Below are 21,300 nucleotides of genomic sequence, written 5' to 3' on the forward strand. Positions count from 1 at the left end.
GCCAGCCTTAGGCTTGACCAAAGCGCAAGACAAGAGCGGAACAGATTTATTTCAAAATGAGACTTATATGCGAAGCATCAATAGGGCCATTACCCTTTCAGGGAAAGGCCCCATTCGCTAGCCAATCTTGGCATCAGGATGCAGCGCCGTTCCCAAAATATGGTCCGAGCGGTGAATTACGTGATGGGCCTGCCCAACGATCAACGGATCGGGATCACCCACAATTCTTTGATCTTTGTCCGGGTAATCCAGCGTCGATAGAAAGTGGCGCATGCAATTCAGACGCGCGCGTTTCTTGTCATTGGATTTGACGATGGTCCAAGGCGCATCGGCAGTGTCAGTGTAAAAGAACATTGCCTCTTTCGCCTCGGTATAATCATCCCATTTGCTGAGGCTGGCCTTATCTATCGGTGACAGCTTCCATTGCTTCAGTGGGTCCGTCTCACGGCTACGAAAGCGCCGTTGTTGCTCTGGCTGCGTAACCGAGAACCAGTATTTGTAGAGCTGAATGCCTGAGCGCACCAGCATCCGCTCTAATTCAGGCGTCTGCCGCATGAATTCCAAATACTCGTTGGGCGAGCAAAACCCCATCACCCGTTCCACGCCCGCGCGGTTATACCAAGACCGGTCGTAGAACACCATTTCTCCTACAGTGGGCAGTTGTTGCACATAGCGTTGGTAATACCACTGCCCCTTTTCCTCATCCGTCGGCTTGTTCAGCGCCACCACACGTGCCTGACGCGGGTTCAGATGCTCCATGAACCTTTTGATGGTTCCACCCTTCCCGGCGGCGTCGCGACCTTCGAACAATAGTACAAATCGCTGTCCGGTTTCCTGCGCCCACAATTGAACTTTGAGCAATTCAGCCTGCAACTCGGCCTTTTGTGCTTCGTAATCTTTGCGTGCCATCTTTTGGCTGTAAGGATAATTCCCGCTTTCAAAGGCTTGCCGGATTTTCTCGGGGCTTGGCGCGGAAACTTCCGCCTTTGAGGTAATCACGGCATTGATCTGTGGTGATTTCTGATCGGTCTGGGGCGTTGCATCCATGCATGTTCTCCTCGGTTTCACTGTCCGAAAGAGGGCTAGCAAATCTCCACCAATCCCGCTTTGATTGGTGTCAAATAGACTTAGGTTTTATCGAGGCGTGAAAGCTTGTGACCCGATCCTCTCTTGATCGGGCCCGGCTTTGATGGATGCGCTATTTGTTCGGCCACTAAGGTCGGCAGGGTTGCCACCTTTACCGATGCCCCCAGTCATCTGGGTTGTCAGAATTATTCGGCGACAGGCCCAGAACGTCCCCTTCCGTTGAACATCCAAGGCCCAATACGGTTCGATTGGCATAGGAAAAATACGAACACACTTGGTTGATCTCCAGGATTTCACCATCGTCCCACCCTGCATCTCGCAGGGCAATGACATCGGCTTCAGTCAATTCGCCCGGTGCCTCAGTCAGTTTACGCGCATAATCCATCGCAACGACCTGCGCCTTATCCAGCGGTGCCGACGCCGGATCACGCGCCTCAATCGCCACCCGGATCGCATCGCCGCGCGCTTGGTCCCGCAACAATCGCTGCAACCCGTTGAAGTGATGCTCAACGCAATACCCGCAGCGGTTCAGTGAACTCACCCATAAGCCCAGCGTTTCAAGAAACCACTTCGGAATCGTATTGGCCGAATGATGCAGTACATTCTTATAGAGCGCCATATGACCCTCCATCGAATGTGGCCGCAGAGAATGCGCCATCATGATGTTGTCGACGTTGTTGTCGGGTCCGGTTACCCGGTCATAGAGTTTGCGCAGCTTTCCTGTGGCCGCTTCGAACGGAATAGTTCTGATCCAACTCATGCATTGATATCCTTCTGGGTTTACCACTTTGAGTGTATTCGATTGGTAGTGAAGCGCAGTTACCATTCACATGCCCAACCACTTGATACCTGATGTAAGTTGTTTAACCATTCCCGTGTAACCGCAAGAAGGGAATGCCCCATGACGACGGCCATGAGACTTGCACCAGTATTATTAGCGGTAGTGTATTTTTCCGTTCCGACCAACGCGCAAGAGACCAAAGCTACAGATATCCGCAACGTTATCCTGACCAACCGCTCCGGCGATTGTGCCGATTATATTGGCGATTTCTCAGCGATAGTCGAAGATATCCAAAAAGCAACTTCGTATCAGTCGCAAGTCAAGATCGTGGCAGACGACGCAACCTGTACGATTGCGTCCAATGGAACTCCCAATCATGACTTCAACGGAGCCACCGCTCGATTTGCGAACGATTTTAAGCCTCTTCTTAGCGAATTTCAGGTTCCAAGAAATCCCAAGAAAGCGAGTAAACCTACACCGCTGGGCCAAAGGGCCTATAATGCGGTGTTGCTAAACGGCACTCCGGTCGATCTGCTTTCGGCTGGCTGTTATCGACCAAGTGGCCCACGTGCTGACAAAAACGGAAACGTTCTGGCTGGCTGCACCACTCGCGATCCCTGGCTTATTGACCCGCCCTCGTATGACAAATACTTCGGCGTTGACCTGCATAATGCGCATACCCAACCCGATGGTCGCTATCACTATCATTCAAATCCCAACGCTCTCTTCGTTGACCGAGTATTAGACAAGCCCTCCCCAGTCATAGGCTTCGCATCCGACGGATTTCCGATTTTCGGAACTATTTTCAAGGATTCCGATGGCAATATCCGCGCAGCTGTTTCTGGTTATTCACTGAAAACAGAGGAAAGACCCGCGCCGCCTGAAGGGCCGGGCGGAAAGCCAGACGGTACTTATATCGATGATTATACCTTCACCGGTCAAGGTGATCTGGACGAGTGCAACGGCATGACCGTTAACGGGCAATACGGATACTATGTCACAACAACATATCCATGGATCATGAATTGTTATGTCGGCACACCTGATCCTTCTTTCAGAAAATAGAGGATAGGAGGCACAACACCTCGCGCCCCTCTTCCCCCGGACCACATCACCTGCCATAATGGGGGAAACTCAAAAACAAGAGCAGCACCCATGCCCGACGATCTGTTGACGCCCGAAGTGACCAATACCTATGACGCCTCCTCGATCGAGGTGCTCGAAGGGCTGGAACCGGTGCGCAAACGCCCGGGCATGTATATCGGCGGCACGGATGAACGCGCGTTGCACCATATGGTGGCTGAAATCCTCGACAACTCGATGGACGAGGCGGTTGCGGGTCACGCCAACCGGATCGAGGTTGAACTGCACGCAGATTACGCCCTGACCGTTCGTGACAACGGGCGCGGTATCCCAATCGACCCGCACCCGAAATTCCCCGACAAATCCGCGCTTGAGGTCATCCTGTGTACCCTGCACGCGGGTGGGAAATTCTCGGGCAAAGCCTATCAGACCTCGGGCGGTCTGCATGGCGTGGGTGCGTCGGTGGTGAACGCTCTGTCGGATTCGATGGTCGTGCAAGTGGCGCGCGATAAGCAGCTATTCGAACAACGCTTCTCGCGCGGTATCCCTCTGGGACCGGTGGGAAAAGTAGGCGCAGCGCCCAATCGGCGCGGAACAACCGTGACCTTCCACGCGGATGCCGACATCTTCGGCCATCACAAGTTCAAACCGGCGCGCCTGTTCAAATCCATACGCTCCAAGGCCTATCTGTTCTCGGGCGTTGAGATTCGCTGGAAATCCGCCATCGACGATGGTGAAACCCCGACCGAGGCGACGTTTCACTTCCCCGGCGGTCTGTCGGATTACCTGAAGGAGACAATGAACGGCTCGTCGACCTATGCCGAGCAGCCCTTTGCCGGCACCGTGGACTTCAACGAGAAATTCGGCACCCCCGGCAAGGTCGAATGGGCGATCAACTGGACGCCCTCGCGCGACGGTTTCATCCAGTCATACTGTAACACCGTCCCCACCCCCGAAGGCGGCACCCATGTCGCCGGGTTCTGGGCCGCCGTCCTTAAGGGGATTAAGGCTTATGGCGAGCTGATCAACAACAAGAAGGCCGGTCAGATCACTCGTGACGACCTGATCACCGGTGGCTGTGCGCTAGTGTCGTGCTTTATCAGTGAACCGGAGTTCGTGGGCCAAACCAAAGACCGCCTTGCCACGGTCGAGGCACAACGGCTGGTCGAAAACTCGGTCCGCGACCATTTCGACAACTGGCTGGCGGCTGACACGAAATCCGCCGGGGCGATCCTCGACTTCCTCATATTGAGGGCCGAGGAACGCCTGCGCCGACGGGCCGAGAAGGAAACACAACGCAAGTCCGCCACTAAGAAACTTCGTCTCCCCGGCAAGTTGGTGGACTGTAGTAGTTCAACACGCGACGGCACGGAATTATTCATTGTCGAGGGTGACTCGGCGGGCGGCTCCGCCAAAATGGGCCGCGACCGCAAAACACAGGCCCTGCTGCCCCTGCGCGGCAAGATCCTGAACGTGCTGGGCGCGGCCAGTTCGAAACTGGGCACCAATGCCGAAATCAACGACCTGACCCAAGCGCTGGGTGTGGGGCTTGGCACCAAGTTCAACGTCGACGACCTGCGCTATGACAAGATCATCATCATGACCGACGCGGATGTGGACGGAGCGCATATCGCCTCGCTGCTGATGACGTTCTTCTTTACCCAGATGCGGCCCATGATCGATGCTGGGCACCTGTACCTCGCCTGCCCGCCCCTCTATCGCCTGACCCAGGGCGCCAAGCGCGTTTACTGCCTGGACGAGGCCGAGCGGGACGAGTGGCTTGAGAAAGGTCTGGGCGGCAAGGGCAAGATCGACGTCTCGCGCTTCAAAGGTCTGGGCGAAATGGACGCCAAGGACCTGAAAGAGACCACCATGGACCCCGCCTCCCGCAAACTGATCCGCGTCACGATTGATGAGGACGAACCCGGCGAGACCGGCGACCTTGTCGAGCGCCTAATGGGCAAAAAACCCGAACTGCGTTTCCAATACATTCAAGAGAACGCGCGGTTTGTGGAGGAGTTGGATGTTTGAGAGAAATGTGATAAACTAGCTAATTAGTTGTATTTTAAGCTAGGATTACTAATGCCGAACTCAATTGGTGAATGGGTCGGGCTGGTTGGTGGGTTGATTGGGATAGTTGGCGCCGGCGTTGCAAGTATAGCATTCGTTCTACAGTATTTCGCAACACGCGAAGAGCTACGCATAGTAGATTGCCAATACCACTATAGAACCGAAATTATCGAGGCCCAGGCCGCTATTAAAGTATATGCTGATGTTTTTCCGTCTCTAAGAGCTGCGGCCGCTAAAGCTGAAATTCTCCACAATGGAGACAAAGAAGACGAAAGTCTATTGATCGCTTACAGAGAAGCCGTTGAAAAACAAAACGACGCTAAAGAAGTAATTGAGCGCGCTAGAGCTCAAGAAGCCAATGCCAAGGAGGAGATTGTAAAATGCAGACATCCAGGAGAAGAAAATTTTCAGCAATCATAGTTTGCTTCACACTATTTGCCGGTCAAACAAATGCTTCGCCAGATTCTCGATCAACCCTTACGGATTTGACTAGCAGCGGTCTGGATACACTAATAATTTCGCTCCCGGCTCCAATTATTTTTTCTCCCCGGACTGTTAGAGAGTAAAACAATCTGGAGTTCTTTTTGTTCTCAATAAAATTAACAATTGTGGACTATCTAATCCTTAGACTTCAGAATGTCTAAGTTCCTCCACCGATTTGGCGAATACAAAGCGTCAGAAAGCATCGTATGGATGCCTACATTCATCGCTCAATATATCCACTGTTCATAGTTGATAATAGACACACTGCCTAAAATTATCATGTGAATCAGTCGCTGCGGATTGGCGCATGGTTGATGTCTTGTATCAAGCGCTGGGTTAAAAACGCGCGACACATCCCCGGTAGGCCGGGCTTCAGCCCGGCACGCCGCAACCCCCTTGCCTAACCCGTTGATCCCGTTCACACTTACCCTCAATCCGTCATCCAAGAACGACCTGTGAGGTTCCGAGCGTCCAAGACCCAATTTAACAACCAACAGATTCCGAACGGGAGGACAACATGAAAACACTAACCCTCGGGCTGGTCCTGACTCTGCTGGCCTCGGCAGCCCCCGCGCAGCAGATGCTTAGCACCGCATCCCCCATTCCAGACGGGGCCGAGACGCGGTTTTGCTATTATGGTGGCATGGCCTATTCACCGGACTCGTTCATCCTGCTGACCGGCGACAATACCGTCACTTCAACGATCAGTACGCGCGAGGAACGCCTGCTGCGGTGCCATCGCAATGACGATGGCTCTCTGACATGGCGACCGCAGAGCACGTTTCAGCTGAACAAGTAGGATGGGTTTCTAACCCGTCACTGCGGAACAAGTGCGATGGGGTTAAACCCCATCCTACCCTGCTTTGTCTTCCAACCACGCGACAATCTGTTCGGCTGGCCCTTCCCATCCCGGCTCCATGAACAGAAAATGCGCGTGGTTTTCCGCGGGCAGAAACGTCGCGCGATCTCCGTAGAGTTTCGCCAGCGCGCGGCAGGTATTGGGGTTCACGGCCCGATCCTCGGTGCCCGACACGATCAGAACCGGGCAATCGACCTTGTCGATATCCACCTTCATCGCGTGGTGATCGTCGAACATCCAGAAGAACATTTCGAACATCACCCGCCCGCTTTCCGGGCCGAGTTGGTCGAAGACTTCGTGCTGCTGAGCTTCGGGCATCTTGTTCAGCGCGAAAGGGGCCATCAGGTCAAAATCGACGCGCATGGGCTGTTTCCAGAATGCCCCGCCTTCCATCAAAGCGCGCGGCACGGCGCGTTCGTCATCGGTTTCGGGCAAGGTGCCCCAGGCCGCGTTCGGGTTGATCAGGACGATGGCACTGGCCAAGCCCCGAGACGCCACCTGCTGCGCCACCACCCCTGCGATAGCGTGCCCGAGCAGAACCGGTTTGCCGTCCAACCCCTGCACGAAATCGGCAATGTCATCGGCGTAATCCATGACGCTGGTATCCGTCAGGCCAGGATCGGGATCTGCCTTGGGATCTCCGCCATGAAAGCGCAGCGCGGGTGTATGCACTGTCCAGCCGCGTGCGCGGAAGAACGCGGCGTAATCCTGCATGCACCACGGCCCGGCAAAGGCCCCGTGGATCAGAACAATCTCTTTTGTCATGAAAATCTCCCTCACCTCTGATCAGTATGAGAGGTGAGGGATGATATCTGCAAGCCTGTTAAAGCGCGGTTCTGAACAGCGTGGTCAGATTGTCCTCGGTCAACTCGATCGGGTTGCCGCCACAGGACGGGTCGATGATCGCGCCTTTGACCAGTTCGGGGATCGACACTTCGGTCACGTCTAGGTCGGACAGTTTGCGCGGAATGCCGAGCGAGTCGTTGAACTCCTGCACAAAGGCACGGAAGCCGTCGAAGCCGCCATCGATGCCCAGATAAGCCGCTGTCTGTTGGAAACGATCCGCAATGGCAGGCGCGTTGAAATCCAGCACGGTCGGCATGCACACCGCGTTGGTCGTGCCGTGGTGGGTATTGAACATCGCACCAATCGGGTGACTCATCGCATGGATCGCACCAAGACCCTTCTGGAAAGCTGTCGCCCCCATCGCCGCCGCACTCATCATCTGGGCGCGCGCTTCGATATCGGTGCCATCGGCATAGGCACGCGGCAGATAATCCTTAACCAGCCGCATGCCTTCCAGCGCGATGCCCTGAGACATGGGGTGATAATGCGGGCTGCTATACGCCTCAACGCAATGGGCAAAAGCGTCGAGACCAGTACCGGCGGTGATGAACTTGGGCATGCCCACCGTGAGCTCAGGATCGCAGATAACAACCGTTGGCAGGACCTTGGGGTGGAAGATGATCTTCTTGGCATGTGTCTCAGAATTGGTGATGACGCTGGCGCGCCCCACTTCGGACCCGGTTCCGGCGGTCGTGGGAACGGCGATGATTGGCGCGATGGCATCGGCATCCGCTCGGGTCCACCAGTCGCCGATGTCCTCAAAATCCCAGACCGGGCGGGTTTGACCGCACATGAAGGCAACCATCTTGCCAAGATCCAGCCCCGAGCCGCCACCAAAAGCGATCACCCCATCATGGCCGCCCGCGTTATAGGCTGCAACACCGGCCTTGAGGTTCTTTTCATTGGGATTCGGGTCCACCTCGGAAAACAACCCGCGGCCCAAACCTGCGGCCTCCATGATATCCAGCGTCGCAGTTGTGATTGGGAGATCAGCCAGTCCCTTGTCTGTGATTAGCAGCGGCTTGCTCATACCCGCAGCTGTACAAGCCTCGGGCAATTCCTTGATCCGCCCTGCCCCGAATTTGATCGCAGTCGGATAAGACCAGTTTCCAACAAGTGTCATGTCAGATTTCCTTCTTAATAAGGGCCTGCCCCGGCGAGGGGGTTAATCCGGGGCAGGCAAATCGTCCTTAGCCCGTTACCTTCTTGAGGTGATAGGATTTGGGACGTGTCAGATTGTGGTAGCCGATGACAGACAAGCCGCCACCGCGCCCGGTGTTCTTGCAACCCGTCCAGCAAAGGCCGGGGTCTAGGTAGTCCGCTCGGTTCATAAAGACGGTGCCGGTTTCGATCAGATCGCCAACACGCGCAGCCCGATCCACATCGCGCGTCCAGAGGCTTGCGGTCAGGCCAAACTCGCTGTCATTCATCAGCGCGATAGCTTCCTCGTCTGAAGACACTTTCATAATGCCGACGACGGGTCCAAAACTCTCATCCCGCATAACGCGCATGTCATGGGTGACATTGGTCAGGATCTGAGGTGTCAGATATGCGCCACCATCATCCTCGGGGAACGTGTCGATATGGGCCACCGCGCCAGCCTCGACCGCCTCGGCAATCTGCGCCCGTACCTCATCGGCAAAGCGCGCATTGGCCATCGGGCCCATCGTTGTCTCAGCATCTAGCGGGCTGCCCAGCTTATACTCCTTCACGATCTCCACCGCTTTGGCGACGAATTGATCGTAAAGGCTTTCGTGCACGTAAATCCGCTCGATCCCGCAACAGCACTGACCCGCGTTGAACATGGCGCCATCAATCAGAGTATCCACCGCCGCATCCAGATCGGCATCTTCCATCACATAGCCCGGATCCTTGCCACCCAGTTCGGTGCCGACGCCGGTGAAGGTCCCCGCCGCGGCGTGCTCCATCGCTTGGCCACCACCCACTGAGCCGGTGAAGTTCACAAAATCAAACGCCTTGCCTGCGATCAGATCATTGGTCACGTCATGGCTCAGAAAGACATTCTGGAACACATCTTCTGGCACACCAGCTGCATGGAAAGCCTGCGCCATGCGCTCGCCCACCAGCAGCGTCTGTGTGGCATGTTTCAACACCACCGTATTACCAGCGATCAGCGCCGGAGCCACCGTATTGATCGCTGTCATGTATGGGTAATTCCAAGGTGCCACCACGAATACCACCCCATGCGGGATGCGCTTTATGTAGCGCTTGAAGGTCCCATCTTCGCCCACGGCGATATCGGCCAGAGACGCCTCGGCGATCCCGGCCATATGGCTGGCACGTTCGTTGAACCCGCCAAACTCACCGCCATAGCGCACAGGACGTCCCATCATGTGCGCAAGCTCTGGCACGATCTCATCATTCATCGCACCAACTGCGGCCACGCCCGCCATGACAAGATCAATCCTCTCCTGCAGCGGACGCACCGCCCACGCTGCCTGAGCCGCACGTGCACGCGCAGCAACCTCAAAAGCGGCGTCCTGTGACAACACCTCGCGTTCGGCAAAAACCGACCCGTCAATCGGCGAGACACATTTCAACATCTGTCCCATATTCACTCCATTTCCGAAAGAAACAGGATCCCTGCTTCATCTGGCCATAAATATCTCGGGGAGCGCGAGGGGCTGGCCCCTCGCTTCCACCCTCTCAAGCCCGCTCAAACCCGCGGGCAACTTCCCAATCGGTCACCACGCGCTCGAATTCCTCAATCTCCACTTCCGCCGCGCGGGCATAGTGATCGACAACCTCATCCCCCATCGCTGTGCGCAACATGGCCGAGCCATGCAGCGCTTCCCGCGCCGCTTGCAGATTGCCCGGGATCATCCCGGTCTCACCCTGATAAACATCGCCCGTGGTGGGGGGCTGCAACTCCAACCCTTCTTCTATGCCAGCGATCCCCGCAGCCAGCATCCCCGCCATCGCCAGATATGGGTTCATGTCCGAGCCCGGGATACGGCATTCCACCCGAACCGCTTTGGTTCCGTCTCCGCACAAACGGAAACCCGCAGTCCGGTTATCCACCGACCAGATAATCCGCGTCGGCGCAAAAGTACCCTTCATGAACCGCTTGTAGCTGTTAATGTAAGGTGCCATGAAATAAGTGTAGTCGGCGGCGTACTTCAACAAACCCGCCATATAGCTTTTCATGATCGCCGACATTCCAAGCGGATCTTTTTCGTCGAAAAAGATCGGCACCCCATCCGCCCAAAGCGACTGATGCACGTGTGAAGAACTGCCGACTTTCTCATGATGCCATTTCGGCAGGAAAGTCGCCGCATGACCGTGCTGCCATGCAATCTCTTTCACCGCGTTTTTTGCGATCGAGTGATACTCAGCCGTGTCCATCGCCGGCGCGTATTTGATGTTCAGCTCTTCCTGCCCGGTCTCGGCCTCACCCTTCGTGTTCTCGACCGGTATCCCCGCATCCCACAGATGGTTGCGGATCGGGCGCATCACATGCTCTTCCTTGGTGGTCTGGAGAATGTGGTAGTCTTCGTTATAGCCCGAGATCGGCTCAAGATCGCGAAAGCCCTCCTTGCGGATCTGATCAAAGCTCTTTTCGAACAGGAAAAACTCCAGCTCGGTCGCGCACATCGCATCATAGCCCATCGCCTTCAGCCGGTTCACCTGACGTTTCAGGATCGAGCGCGGCGCGTGCGGCACTTCCTCATGCGTGTGATGATCCAGCACATCGCACATCACCATCGCCGTACCTTCCAGCCACGGCACCGGACGCAGGGTGCTCAGGTCCGGTTTCATCACATAATCGCCATACCCCCGTTCCCAACTGGTTGACGCATAACCATCGGGCGTTCCCATTTCGAGATCGGTGGCCAGCAGGTAATTGCAACAATGGGTTTCCTCCCATGCGCCAGCAACAAAGTGCCCTGCGTGAAACCGTTTGCCCATCAAACGGCCCTGCATATCGACCATGCAGACCAGCACGGTATCAATCTCTCCGGCAGAAACCTGCGCCTTAAGATGCTCGAACGTCAGCATTATTCACCTCTGCGATGCGCGAGAATTTTCGTCGAAAATTCTTGACCTCTGTTTGGTCCGGCCCGCATTAAAGCGGACCGGTCCTGTTCTGTCAGCCGTAGCGGTAAGGCCGACCGGCCTTGAGCATCTCGGCATTATAGCGTTTGAAGATATCCACAACCTTTGCCTTGGTCTCGGATTCTGCTGCGATTTCATCCCAGAATTTCACAGCAGCCTCTTCGACCGTTGCCCATTCCGCGTCGGGGATGGTGGTCAATTGCATCTTGGTTCCGTTAACCCGCAGATTGGCCTCGCCACCCCAATACCACCACTGACGATAATAATGCGACTGGTCACAGCACACTTTGAACAGCGTCTGCAGATCTTCGGGCAACTCGTTCCAGCGGTCCATATTGGCAAAGAAATGGCCCGCCCAGGCACCTGAGATGTTGTTGGTCAGGAAGTAGTTGGTTACATCCGCCCAACCCACAGTATAGTCTTCGGTGATACCTGACCAGGCGATACCGTCCAGCTCGCCGGTCTGTACCGCAACCTCGATGTCCTCCCATGGCAGAGTCACAGGAACCACACCAAACTGGCTGAGGAACCGGCCCGCCGTTGGGAAGGTAAAGACACGCTTGCCTTGCAAGTCCGCGAGGCTGTTGATCGGGTCTTTGGTGGCAAAGTGGCACGGGTCCCACGCTCCGGCGCTGATGTGTTTGACACCGACCTTGGAATATTCTTCGTCCCAGATCTCGTTCAGGCCCCATTGGTTGAACAGCACTGGCACATCGAGCGAGTAGCGTGAGGCGAACGGGAAGTAACCACCGAACACCGTGACTTCGGTTGGCGACGCCATCGAGTCGTCGTCCGACTGCACCGCGTCAATGGTGCCCTTCTGCATAGCGCGGAACAGCTCGCCGGTCGGGACCAGCTGATCGGCATAGAACAGCTCGATCTGCATGCGGTCGCCAGCGATCTGGTTGAACATCTTGATGGCCGGATCGATCACATGCTCGGCCAGTGCTGGGCCCGCATAGGTCTGCATCCGCCAGGTGATCGTGCTCTGCGCCAGTGCAGGCGTTGCCAGAGGTGCTGCGGCAACACCGACACCTGCGGTTTTCAGAAACTTACGTCTTGTCGTCATGTCAATTTCCTCTCCGTTAAAGTTTGGGTGCCCGTTTGCCGGGCCTTCTGGTTAATTTCCGTAAACATACCCGGGCAGCCACAAGGCGATCTCGGGGAACGTCATGATGATCGCGAGCGCTAGGATCATCACCCCGACAAAAGGCACGATCGAGCGATAGATGTCTTTCAGGCTGATCTCGGGCGGCGCCATGGCGCGCATCAGGAACAGGTTATAGCCAAAGGGTGGCGTCATATACGCGATTTGGGTCGTGATGGTGTAAAGGACGCCGTACCAGATCAGATCAAAGCCGAGCGCACCGACCAATGGCACATAAAGCGGGGCGACAATGACCAGCATCGCGGTGTCGTCCAAAAACGTACCCATCACGATAAAGCTGAGCTGCATCAAGATCAGGATCAGCCAGGGCGACAGACCAAGTTGCTCGGTGAACAGGTTTTCTATTGCCTTCACCGCGCCTAGCCCGTCAAACACCGCACCAAAGCCTAGCGCTGCAAGAATGATCCACATGAACATGCAGGAAATTGCCAGCGTCTGTTTGGTGCAGTCCTCGAAAATCTTCCACGTCATTCGACGCTTGAGGATCGACGCCACCAGCGCTGCCAGCGCCCCGATGGCCGAGCTTTCCACCAGAGAGGTCCAGCCGTTCACGAAGGGCAGCATCATCGCGGCAAATATGATCAACGGCAAAGCCCCTGCCCCGAGAAGGCGCAGCTTTTCGGCCCGAGGCACTTCGTGCGCATCTTTCATCGCAGGGCCCAGATGTGGCTGAAGGCGGCATCGGATCCAGATATAGAGGATGAACATCGACGCCATCAGCAGCCCCGGCACAATGCCAGCCAACCACAGCTGTCCCACAGGCTGCCGTGCGATCATCGCGTACAAGACCAGAACAACCGACGGCGGCACAAGGATGCCAAGGCTGGACCCGGCCTGAATGACCCCAGTCACCATGGTTTTGTCATAGCCGCGCCTTAGCAGTTCAGGCAGTGCGATCGTTGCCCCAATAGCCATACCGGCCACGCTGAGCCCGTTCATCGCCGAGACCAGCACCATCAGACCGATGGTGCCGATGGCAAGCCCACCGTTTACCGGCCCCATCCAAACATGGAACATGCGATAGAGATCGTCAGCCAGACGGCTCTCGCTGAGGACATATCCCATGAAAATGAACATCGGCAGGGTCAGCAGCGGATACCATTTCATTAGTTTCATCGCCGCAGAAAACGGAATGTCCTGCCCGCCTGTCCCCCAAAGCGCCAGCGCGGCAACGGCCGCAACGGCACCAATCGCCCCAAAAACGCGCTGCCCGGTGAGCAGCATCAGCATCATCGAGGCAAACATAAAAATGGCGATAAATTCCTGGCTCATGCCCGCGCCGCCCCGATCTCTTGCCCGTTGATTCGCGCAATGTCTTTGAAGAATTCTGAGATTGCCTGCAGCAGCATCAGGAAGAAGCCGAACACCATGATCGCCTTGATGGGCCAAATGTAGGGCCGCCATGCGGTAGATGAACGCTCCAGCCGCCCAATCTCTTCGCTGCCGGTTAGAAGGCCGGTGAAATAGGTGACAGGTTCATCACCCCAATAGCCAAGGCTGTAGGCGGTTGAACCGAGGCCACCATAGAAAAGGACGCCGAGATACAGGATCAGTAGCATCACTGTGAAAGCGTCGAACCATGCCTTCTTGCGATGGCTCCAATTGTGGTAGAATAGGTCCATCCGAACGTTCGATCCCATCTGGATCGAATATGGCCCGCCCATGATGTAATAGGTCACCATCGCGAACTGCGCCATTTCCAGAGTCCACAGCGATGGGAGGAAAAACGTTTTCGAGATCGATGACCACAGCAGAATGCCCATCATCACAAACAGGCCCCACATCATCACCCGGCCAATCCGATAGTTCACCGCATCGACCACTCGCACATATGTTGCCATCGCCCTGATCATGCGACGTCTCTGCTGCGCATGATCGACAATGTGCGATTGATCCATGGCGCCAGGCAATCCGCCATGACTTGCTGCTGCTCATGGGTCTGGATCAAGTCGTTTCGGACCTCGATCATGACATTCAACAGCCCATTGGGCATCGCATGGCAATCCAACGTATGAGCAACACCATCTGCTGCCGAATAAGGTTCGTTCAGGCGCGTAATCAGCGGCAAATCGGGGTCTGCGCTGGTTATCATCTTTTTGGCGAATCGCGCGTCCTTGCCATGTAGCAACCCGAGTTCGACATCGCGGGGAGTGCCCCGATACACAGGCGTGAAGCTGTGCACCGTTACCATCAACTCTAACGAATGAATGTGCTGGGATATGGTATCATTCAGCGCCTGCGCAAATGGTGCATAGACGCCATCAACGCGATCTTGACGCGCCTTTGGTACCAAATCGACATTGGCGGGGATCACGGTGTCTTCGCTCTGTGCCGGTATTGCATCGCGTGCCTCGGGCGGGCGGTTACAGTCATAGACCAGCCGCGAAATTTCACCCTGCACCAGAACGCCGTCCAGCTGTCGGGCAAGCGACTGGGCGACCGGCAGCGCGCCCGGATCCCAAGCGATGTGGCTGCTCAGCGCTTCGGAATTTAGACCCATGTCCCCCAGCCAAACCGGAATTCGACGAGATGCATGTTCGCAGACCACCACGACCTTGGGCTCACCTGTCGTCTCGCCGATGCGAACGACCGGGCCAAAGTCAGGGCAAACATTGATTGCAGAGGGGTCGCGTGATTCCATGTGGAAAAATTTCCACAGACAATCTTCACCTGTCAATAATTTTCCTGTACAAAACCTTACACACAAGATTGCTTTGTCAAATTTTATACAGCAATGTGTCCGTCAACTGACTGAGGAACTTGCCGTGCGGGTGACAGAAAGGCTCCATGCGCATCGCGAAACGATGACGCCGTCTGAACGACAGTTGGTAAATGTGCTTTTGGATGACTATCCGATGGCGGGCCTTGGCAGCATAACGGAACTGGCGAGCGTCGCCTCGGTATCGACGACGACAGTTGCACGGATGCTGCAGAAAACTGGATTTGAGGGTTACCCCCAGTTTCAGGCTGCGATCCGTGGCGAAGTGAAAGAGATGATCTCGGGTCCCGTGGCCAAACGCGATGTCTGGCAAAATGACCTGCCTGAAGAACACATCCTCAACCGTTATTCACGTCAGGCGCTTGAAAACCAGAAACGTTCGATTGATGAGATTGACCCGGCAGAATTTGACAGTTTCTGCCGCCTGCTCTGTGATCCCAGCCGGCGCGTTTTCATCACCGGGGGCCGGATCACCGGTGCGCTGGCGCAATACCTATATCTTCACCTGCAAATGATCCGCCCGGATGTGAAGCTGTTGTCTGACGCCGCTTCTTGGACCCACGATCTTCTGGAAGTGCGTGAGGGCGATGTGTTGGTCGCATTGGATGTGCGCCGGTATGAGAACACAACCCTGCTGATCGGACAGCTCTGCCACGAACGCGGGGCCGAGGTGGTTCTGCTGACAGACCAATGGCGATCCCCGATCCATCGACTGGCGAAACATACATTTGCCGCCCGTATCGCAGTACCTTCCGCCTGGGACTCGATGGCGTCGTTGTTGGTTTTGCTAGAATGCGTGGTTGCAGAGATGCAAGAACGCCTATGGGACAGCGTTAAACAGCGTACAGACGAGTTAGAGCAGGCGTTCGACCGCACAAAACTGTTCCGCAAATTCGGCCAAAGCTCTGGGTCCTGATCGCATCCAAAGCGTTATCGGGTACAACTGCGCGTGAGGACTGTTGTCAGTTTCCGCGCAAGCCGTACACTCCCCTCCATGACATTTATTGCCGACAATCAACTGCCGCTGCTGATCCTGGCCTTCCTGATTGGCCTGATCGGCACCGGGTTCCTGTTCCGTAAGCCCGCAGGCCATCGGGCGTGGAAACTTGCGGATCTGGTCTGGGTCGTCCTGGGCGGGATTGGTGCGCTGGTGGCGGTCATGGCGGGGCTCTACACGTCGGACAGTTCTCGGCTGGACCGTCAGATTGATGTGGCCTATGCCGCCACACTTGCGTTCGACCGAGATGCCGCAAGATTCCGACTGCGTTTCTGCGATCCGGCCTATGACCCGGACACGGCCGTTTTATGTGAGAAGGTGGAATTCCTGTCAGCCTCGACCGCAAGCAATGCCGATTTACCTTTGTTTATTGCCGTCACAAACGAAGTGGCGCCGCTGCAAGGGCTTCATTTTCTGTTCGGCCGCACCACTCAGGATGACATGGACGAGGCGCGCGAAATGACGGCAAAGGCGGATGCGTTCAGCATTGATCAGTTCCTTGTTTTCACCTCACTGGATGAAGCAACACAAACCGCGATTGACAACATGCGGCGCAAAGTGCCTGCAATTGCCGGAGATTATCTGATCCTGGCTCAGAGTTACGACGATCTGATCGAACAGGTCGGCAAGCTCAAGGACGAATGGGAATACCTGCAGGCAAATGCGCATATTTTAGTGCTGCAGATTATCGCCTTGTGCCTCGTCAGCTTTGCCGCGCCCTTCCGGCTGGGCAAGTCCATCGTCGAACTGCGCACCGCGTTCAACCCCGATACGACTGCGCCAAAAGGTGCGGATCAGCCCCAAGAAAGTACCGCGCCAGTGTCCAAAGGTTCCGTCCACCCCGCCGAAACCAGCCCTGACGGATATAGCGTTCCGCACTCGTAACCGCGTCAGCCTTTAACAGTACTGGGCGCGGCAATGCACGAATCAAGGCCACGTCTTCCATCAGCGGCTGATCCGGGAACCCACCAGCTGAAGTATAGTCCTGGCGACGCACCAGCAGCCCCTGATCGCCATAAGGCAATCGAAACAGACGGCTACGCAGATTGGCCCAAGCGGCGACCCAACTGGCACCAAACCCGCTGGCACGAAATCGTAACCGGAATGCTGCTGGCTGGTCCGTTTCCAGATGCTCTGCAACCACGGTACTCCAACCCGATTGCAGCTCCGTGTCGGCATGCAGAATCAATAGCCAATCACCCAGGGCCTCTGCACATCCTCGCTGCAACTGCCCGCCGCGCGATGCAGGGCCAGTCACGATCCGGGCTCCTGCCTCATCAGCGATTTCCAGCGTCGGGTCGTCCGAACCGCCATCGCTTACGATCAACTCGCGGATCAGTCCGGTCTGGAGCCCTTCCATCAACGCCTGCAAGGTGCCCGGCAGGGCCTGCCCCGCATTCAAGGTTGGAATCACGATAGAGATCGGGGCGGACACGTCTGAAACCCTCTGGTCATGGCAGCGCGATCTCCTATATCACGAGGCCAGACGAAATAACGAGGATCAACCCATGTCCAATCGCCGCATTCTGCGCCTGTCCGGCAAGGATACCGAAAGCTTTCTGCAGGGGCTGATCACAAATGATGTGCAGCGGCTGGACGACGGTCTGGTCTATGCCGCTCTTTTGACCCCACAAGGTAAGTATCTGGCCGACTTCATTCTGAAGCGGGATGGTGCCTCGATTTTGCTGGATGTGGCCGAAACACTGGCCGATGGGCTTGCCAAACGGTTGACCATGTACAAGCTGCGCGCGGATGTAACCATCGACGAAACTGATCTTAATCTTCAGCGCGGCACCGGCCCTGCGCCGGATGGCGCCCTGCCCGACCCTCGGCACTCTGATCTGGGATGGCGCGCCTACTCCGCTGCGCCCGAAGGCGATGACGGAACCGACTGGAATGCGATCCGAGTTCGGCATTGTATCCCCGAAACAGGTATCGAATTAACGCCCGACAGCTATATCCTTGAATCCGGTTTCGAGGCCCTGAACGGGCTGGACTTCAAAAAGGGCTGCTATGTGGGTCAGGAAGTCACCGCGCGCATGAAGCACAAGACCGAGCTGCGCAAAGGGCTACGTGTTGTCGAGATCGAAGGCGCGGCACCGGTCGGGACCGAGATTCAATCAGGCGGCAAACCCGCCGGTGTGTTGTTCACGCAGTCTGACGGTAAGGCGATCGCTTATCTTCGGTTGGATCGCGCGAGTGATAACATGCAGGCGAGTGACGCGAGGCTCAAACTGCCAAGCTGATCTTTGTTGCCGAGCCGGCACGGCCTCTTGCCTCTAGACTAATGCGCAGTTGAAGCTGCCAAGCTGCTCGGTATCACTATTGGTATTCGGCCAAACGGGGTACTTGGATGTTACGCCTTTATACTGCGATATGGCGTGTCAGCGCCGGGCGGCAAATCATTCTCATATTACTGTCCTTGGCAGTCGCTGCGCTTGCTGCAGCACCGCTGGAGTTTCAGCGCGACATCATCAACCACCTGACCTCGGACAGTATCGAGGTTGATCACCTGCTATTGCTTGGCGCTGGAATGATGGGTGTCATTTTACTGAGCCTCGCGTTGAAGTGGGTGCTTGGGTATCGGGCCGGAACACTGGGCGAAGACATCATCCGCCTTATCCGGGGACGACTGCTGGTGCGCGCAATCGATGTCAAAGCCGAGGGGCCCGACCTAGGTTCAGGCACGATGACAACAGCCATATCCGCCGAGGCGGAAGAGCTGGGTAAATTCGCAGGCGGTGCGTTCTCCGATCCGGTTGTGCAGATCGGGACCTTGATAAGCGTGATCGGCTACATCTCGGCCACACAACCAGGGTTGGGATTGATCGCGCTGTCCATGATTGTACCGCAGATCATCATTGTGCTGGCTTCGCAGCGTAAGGTGAATGTCTTCGTGGCCGAGCGTGTACGGATACTGCGCAGCGCAACCGACAGTGTGACGCATAAGGACCTTGAGGCAGCCTCAAAAGCGATTGAGACGCAATTCGACGAGATATTCGAGACCCGCCGCAAGATGTTTATCTGGAAACTCTCGGCCAAGTTTCTACTAAGCGTGATCAACGGCGCGGGTACCGTCGGCATCCTGATGCTGGGCGGCTGGCTTGTTCTGCAAGGTCGCACCGATGTCGGCACCGTTGTGGCCGCGATTAGCGGCCTTGGCCGCATTCAAGGACCTACAGCATTTCTGATCGCGTTTTATCGACAGGTCAGCGCCAATCGCATCAAGTACGAGTTGATGTTAGAGCTGTTCGGAGATCACCCCGAGCGCTATCGCGTTCGCCCCCAATAAAAAAGGGCCGCTCAGCGACCCTTTGTTTGGTGAAGCTGCAGGACGTCAGGCGCGTTCGGAATATTCCATGGTCTCGGTATTCACCACAATCATCTCATCCTGCCCGACAAAGGGCGGAACCATGACCTTTACACCATTGTCCAGAACGGCCGGTTTGAACGAGTTCGCGGCGGTTTGCCCTTTGACGACCGGCTCGGTCTCGACGATCTTGCAGGTGACCTTCTGAGGCAGCGTGGCGTTCAGAGCCTCGCTCTCGTAGAACTCGACCACAATGGTCATGCCGTCCTGCAGAAACGGGCGGCGTTCGCCCAAAAGGTCCGAAGGCAGTTCGATCTGTTCGTAGGTCTCAGAATCCATGAACACCAGCATGCCATCGGATTCGTACAAGAACTGCTGATCTTTTTGCTCAAGCCGTACACGCTCAACTTTATCTGCCGAACGGAACCGTTCGTTCAGCTTTGAGCCATTGCGCAGGTTGCGCAGCTCGACCTGCGCAAAAGCACCGCCTTTACCGGGCTTTACATGATCCACTTTGACAGCTGCCCACAGCCCATCGTTATGCTCAAGCACATTGCCGGGGCGAATTTCGTTCCCATTTATCTTGGGCATGACTTAAATCCTTCACAAACGGTTGATGCGTCAGTTGTTGTCCCTATATCTGGCGTGACCACACCTGACAAGACAACGAAACCTAGTGCTGCACACGCAGCAAGCTATGCAAATGACGCAACGTAGTTATGCAATTTAGGTGTATCCGAATCGCATCTAATAGGTCATAAGGACCGTCACGCCGAAAATTGCAAGAGCAAGAAAAACAGGAAAAACGAGATGAGAGATTTCGTTGACGGCACGGCCTTTAACAACGAACAAGGCAATCGTGCACGTAAACTTTTCGCAGCCGTTGTACTGGCTGCACTGGATGATGCCATCGCTGACGACAAGAAGTATGGCAATGGACCAGAACAAATTGCCCGCTGGGCGCGTTCGCGCGATGGGCGCGAAGTATTGTCATGCGCCGGTATCGACCCAAATGAGCGGGTTGTCGGCGGGTTGATGGAGTTCGTTGGTCGTGGCGTGCGCACATCTGTTGCACTGTCGCGCGAAGAAAGCGAACGTCGGAATGCGGCACAGCAGGCTGAAGCGGCCTGATTGATCCCGGCATCCAATTGAAAAAACGCGCCCTGACATCAGGGCGCGTTTTTCATTTGTGAGATCAGAAATACATGATCCATTGCCGCGCAACCCAAAGCTCGGCTGCAAGCAGAACTGTAAACAGCAGTTTTGACGAAGCTGACAAACCGCGCTGCCATAAGACTGCATAGGCAGCGATGCACATGGCCATTGAGACCGGTGCAACCCAAAACGCGTAATGTGCGCTGTCCCAATAACTGACCGGACTGTGAAAAACCCAGGAACTGAATGGCCAAAACTGCGGGCGGCCATCACCTGCATGCAGGAAAAAGTCCATCACGAGATGCAGCAGCCCCGCCGATGCGCCAACGGTTAACAGGCGCCATCCTCGCCACAGCCCCAACCCCAGCGCCAATCCCCACAGAACAAACGAGTTATCGATCGCAAACACGGTTTGCCATGCCGGCGAAAAGTAGAGCTGATCAAACACAACTTGCGGCGGGATATTCAAGACAAACACCGAGGCACTGACCATCACATAGAGCGACAGGTCAGGCAGCAACGATCCGAACAGCGCAGCCCCAAGGGTCGGCCCCCGAGCCGGGCGCGCAAAAACGGCAGCGCCGATCAAAAGATGCGCAGGTGTGTTCATCTGGGGCTTTTCCTTTGGCCTTGAATCAGGTCATCTGCGCCTGAGCATAGGAGACA

General features: G+C 56.0%; 21 protein-coding genes. 8 read left to right on the forward strand and 13 right to left on the reverse strand.

Annotated features, from left to right (window positions below):
- Window positions 1-117: 117 nt before the first annotated feature.
- Together ppk2 and ACR0NN_RS04220 are read right to left on the reverse strand one after the other, a co-directional pair.
- A complete protein-coding gene (gene ppk2 / locus ACR0NN_RS04215) occupies window positions 118-1,047 on the reverse strand; it encodes a polyphosphate kinase 2 (protein WP_170719962.1) in 930 nt (309 codons plus the stop codon).
- A gap of 190 nt (window positions 1,048-1,237) precedes the next feature.
- Window positions 1,238-1,846 carry a peroxidase-related enzyme gene (locus ACR0NN_RS04220; RefSeq protein WP_170719964.1) on the reverse strand — a complete coding sequence of 203 codons (609 nt, stop codon included), beginning with the start codon at window positions 1,844-1,846 and terminating at the stop codon, window positions 1,238-1,240.
- A 141-nt stretch (window positions 1,847-1,987) separates the two neighbouring features.
- Here ACR0NN_RS04220 and ACR0NN_RS04225 point away from each other — a divergent pair, with 141 nt between their 5' ends.
- The 4 genes from ACR0NN_RS04225 (at window position 1,988) to ACR0NN_RS04240 (ending at window position 6,302) form a co-directional block, all read left to right on the forward strand.
- On the forward strand, window positions 1,988-2,932 hold the full coding sequence (locus ACR0NN_RS04225) for a YHYH protein (protein ID WP_170719967.1): 945 nt from the start codon (window positions 1,988-1,990) through the stop codon (window positions 2,930-2,932).
- Between the two features lie 90 nt (window positions 2,933-3,022).
- A complete protein-coding gene (parE, locus tag ACR0NN_RS04230) occupies window positions 3,023-4,981 on the forward strand; it encodes a DNA topoisomerase IV subunit B (protein ID WP_170719969.1) in 1,959 nt (652 codons plus the stop codon).
- A gap of 51 nt (window positions 4,982-5,032) precedes the next feature.
- On the forward strand, window positions 5,033-5,440 hold the full coding sequence (locus tag ACR0NN_RS04235) for a hypothetical protein (protein WP_170469074.1): 408 nt from the start codon (window positions 5,033-5,035) through the stop codon (window positions 5,438-5,440).
- Window positions 5,441-6,020: 580 nt separating this feature from the next.
- Entirely contained in the window at window positions 6,021-6,302 is a 282-nt protein-coding gene (locus ACR0NN_RS04240) for a hypothetical protein (protein ID WP_170719971.1), read from the forward strand.
- 54 nt (window positions 6,303-6,356) lie between these two features.
- Here the strand turns inward: ACR0NN_RS04240 and ACR0NN_RS04245 are convergent, their stop codons facing one another.
- The 8 genes from ACR0NN_RS04245 to ACR0NN_RS04280 all read right to left on the reverse strand — a co-directional run bounded on the left by ACR0NN_RS04245 (window position 6,357) and on the right by ACR0NN_RS04280 (window position 15,094).
- Window positions 6,357-7,127 carry an alpha/beta fold hydrolase gene (locus ACR0NN_RS04245; RefSeq protein ID WP_170719973.1) on the reverse strand — a complete coding sequence of 257 codons (771 nt, stop codon included), beginning with the start codon at window positions 7,125-7,127 and terminating at the stop codon, window positions 6,357-6,359.
- Window positions 7,128-7,185: 58 nt separating this feature from the next.
- Window positions 7,186-8,331: an iron-containing alcohol dehydrogenase gene (locus tag ACR0NN_RS04250; protein WP_170719974.1), complete on the reverse strand. Its 1,146-nt coding sequence runs from the start codon at window positions 8,329-8,331 to the stop codon at window positions 7,186-7,188.
- Between the two features lie 67 nt (window positions 8,332-8,398).
- Entirely contained in the window at window positions 8,399-9,781 is a 1,383-nt protein-coding gene (locus ACR0NN_RS04255) for an aldehyde dehydrogenase family protein (RefSeq protein ID WP_170719976.1), read from the reverse strand.
- 94 nt (window positions 9,782-9,875) lie between these two features.
- Window positions 9,876-11,228, reverse strand: a complete 1,353-nt coding sequence (locus ACR0NN_RS04260; RefSeq protein WP_170719978.1) for a glutamine synthetase family protein — start codon at window positions 11,226-11,228, stop codon at window positions 9,876-9,878.
- A gap of 91 nt (window positions 11,229-11,319) precedes the next feature.
- On the reverse strand, window positions 11,320-12,354 hold the full coding sequence (locus tag ACR0NN_RS04265) for a TRAP transporter substrate-binding protein (RefSeq protein ID WP_170683113.1): 1,035 nt from the start codon (window positions 12,352-12,354) through the stop codon (window positions 11,320-11,322).
- A gap of 51 nt (window positions 12,355-12,405) precedes the next feature.
- The gene (locus ACR0NN_RS04270; protein WP_170719980.1) at window positions 12,406-13,725 is read right to left on the reverse strand and encodes a TRAP transporter large permease subunit; all 1,320 of its coding nucleotides are present in this window, start codon (window positions 13,723-13,725) and stop codon (window positions 12,406-12,408) included.
- The gene (locus ACR0NN_RS04275; RefSeq protein ID WP_170719983.1) at window positions 13,722-14,306 is read right to left on the reverse strand and encodes a TRAP transporter small permease subunit; all 585 of its coding nucleotides are present in this window, start codon (window positions 14,304-14,306) and stop codon (window positions 13,722-13,724) included. Before ACR0NN_RS04275 ends, ACR0NN_RS04270 begins: the two co-directional genes overlap by 4 nt.
- Window positions 14,303-15,094, reverse strand: coding sequence for an N-formylglutamate amidohydrolase (locus tag ACR0NN_RS04280; protein ID WP_170719985.1), 792 nt, complete (start codon window positions 15,092-15,094; stop codon window positions 14,303-14,305). Before ACR0NN_RS04280 ends, ACR0NN_RS04275 begins: the two co-directional genes overlap by 4 nt.
- 130 nt (window positions 15,095-15,224) lie before the next feature.
- Here ACR0NN_RS04280 and ACR0NN_RS04285 point away from each other — a divergent pair, with 130 nt between their 5' ends.
- The gene (locus tag ACR0NN_RS04285) at window positions 15,225-16,088 is read left to right on the forward strand and encodes a MurR/RpiR family transcriptional regulator (RefSeq protein ID WP_480683949.1); all 864 of its coding nucleotides are present in this window, start codon (window positions 15,225-15,227) and stop codon (window positions 16,086-16,088) included.
- Window positions 16,089-16,929: 841 nt separating this feature from the next.
- Here ACR0NN_RS04285 and ACR0NN_RS04290 read toward each other — a convergent pair.
- A complete protein-coding gene (locus tag ACR0NN_RS04290; RefSeq protein WP_170719989.1) occupies window positions 16,930-17,604 on the reverse strand; it encodes a TIGR04283 family arsenosugar biosynthesis glycosyltransferase in 675 nt (224 codons plus the stop codon).
- A 73-nt stretch (window positions 17,605-17,677) separates the two neighbouring features.
- Between ACR0NN_RS04290 and ygfZ the strand changes: the two genes are divergently transcribed.
- Window positions 17,678-18,415, forward strand: a complete 738-nt coding sequence (gene ygfZ / locus ACR0NN_RS04295) for a CAF17-like 4Fe-4S cluster assembly/insertion protein YgfZ (protein ID WP_170719992.1) — start codon at window positions 17,678-17,680, stop codon at window positions 18,413-18,415.
- A gap of 107 nt (window positions 18,416-18,522) precedes the next feature.
- Entirely contained in the window at window positions 18,523-19,461 is a 939-nt protein-coding gene (locus ACR0NN_RS04300; protein WP_170719996.1) for an ABC transporter transmembrane domain-containing protein, read from the forward strand.
- Between the two features lie 45 nt (window positions 19,462-19,506).
- Here the strand turns inward: ACR0NN_RS04300 and efp are convergent, their stop codons facing one another.
- A complete protein-coding gene (gene efp, locus ACR0NN_RS04305) occupies window positions 19,507-20,070 on the reverse strand; it encodes an elongation factor P (protein ID WP_170591483.1) in 564 nt (187 codons plus the stop codon).
- Window positions 20,071-20,289: 219 nt separating this feature from the next.
- On the opposite strand from efp, the gene ACR0NN_RS04310 reads away from it, so the two are divergent.
- On the forward strand, window positions 20,290-20,610 hold the full coding sequence (locus tag ACR0NN_RS04310; RefSeq protein WP_008757056.1) for a DUF6280 family protein: 321 nt from the start codon (window positions 20,290-20,292) through the stop codon (window positions 20,608-20,610).
- 64 nt (window positions 20,611-20,674) lie between these two features.
- Here the strand turns inward: ACR0NN_RS04310 and ACR0NN_RS04315 are convergent, their stop codons facing one another.
- Window positions 20,675-21,244, reverse strand: coding sequence for a cobalamin biosynthesis protein CobQ (locus ACR0NN_RS04315; protein WP_170719998.1), 570 nt, complete (start codon window positions 21,242-21,244; stop codon window positions 20,675-20,677).
- Between the last annotated feature and the right edge of the window lie 56 nt (window positions 21,245-21,300).

This window comes from Ruegeria sp. BA2, from assembly GCF_056539605.1.

Coding starts and splice junctions, on each gene's coding strand:
- ygfZ (WP_170719992.1), top strand. CDS start 17,678: ATGTCCAATCGCCGCATTCTGCGCCTGTCCGGCAAGGATACCGAAAGC.
- ACR0NN_RS04235 (WP_170469074.1), top strand. CDS start 5,033: ATGCCGAACTCAATTGGTGAATGGGTCGGGCTGGTTGGTGGGTTGATT.
- ppk2 (WP_170719962.1), bottom strand. CDS start 1,047: ATGGATGCAACGCCCCAGACCGATCAGAAATCACCACAGATCAATGCC.
- ACR0NN_RS04245 (WP_170719973.1), bottom strand. CDS start 7,127: ATGACAAAAGAGATTGTTCTGATCCACGGGGCCTTTGCCGGGCCGTGG.
- ACR0NN_RS04300 (WP_170719996.1), top strand. CDS start 18,523: ATGTTACGCCTTTATACTGCGATATGGCGTGTCAGCGCCGGGCGGCAA.
- ACR0NN_RS04315 (WP_170719998.1), bottom strand. CDS start 21,244: ATGAACACACCTGCGCATCTTTTGATCGGCGCTGCCGTTTTTGCGCGC.
- ACR0NN_RS04310 (WP_008757056.1), top strand. CDS start 20,290: ATGAGAGATTTCGTTGACGGCACGGCCTTTAACAACGAACAAGGCAAT.
- ACR0NN_RS04275 (WP_170719983.1), bottom strand. CDS start 14,306: ATGATCAGGGCGATGGCAACATATGTGCGAGTGGTCGATGCGGTGAAC.
- ACR0NN_RS04255 (WP_170719976.1), bottom strand. CDS start 9,781: ATGGGACAGATGTTGAAATGTGTCTCGCCGATTGACGGGTCGGTTTTT.
- ACR0NN_RS04280 (WP_170719985.1), bottom strand. CDS start 15,094: ATGGAATCACGCGACCCCTCTGCAATCAATGTTTGCCCTGACTTTGGC.
- ACR0NN_RS04225 (WP_170719967.1), top strand. CDS start 1,988: ATGACGACGGCCATGAGACTTGCACCAGTATTATTAGCGGTAGTGTAT.
- ACR0NN_RS04270 (WP_170719980.1), bottom strand. CDS start 13,725: ATGAGCCAGGAATTTATCGCCATTTTTATGTTTGCCTCGATGATGCTG.
- ACR0NN_RS04240 (WP_170719971.1), top strand. CDS start 6,021: ATGAAAACACTAACCCTCGGGCTGGTCCTGACTCTGCTGGCCTCGGCA.
- ACR0NN_RS04265 (WP_170683113.1), bottom strand. CDS start 12,354: ATGACGACAAGACGTAAGTTTCTGAAAACCGCAGGTGTCGGTGTTGCC.
- ACR0NN_RS04260 (WP_170719978.1), bottom strand. CDS start 11,228: ATGCTGACGTTCGAGCATCTTAAGGCGCAGGTTTCTGCCGGAGAGATT.
- ACR0NN_RS04250 (WP_170719974.1), bottom strand. CDS start 8,331: ATGACACTTGTTGGAAACTGGTCTTATCCGACTGCGATCAAATTCGGG.
- parE (WP_170719969.1), top strand. CDS start 3,023: ATGCCCGACGATCTGTTGACGCCCGAAGTGACCAATACCTATGACGCC.
- efp (WP_170591483.1), bottom strand. CDS start 20,070: ATGCCCAAGATAAATGGGAACGAAATTCGCCCCGGCAATGTGCTTGAG.
- ACR0NN_RS04220 (WP_170719964.1), bottom strand. CDS start 1,846: ATGAGTTGGATCAGAACTATTCCGTTCGAAGCGGCCACAGGAAAGCTG.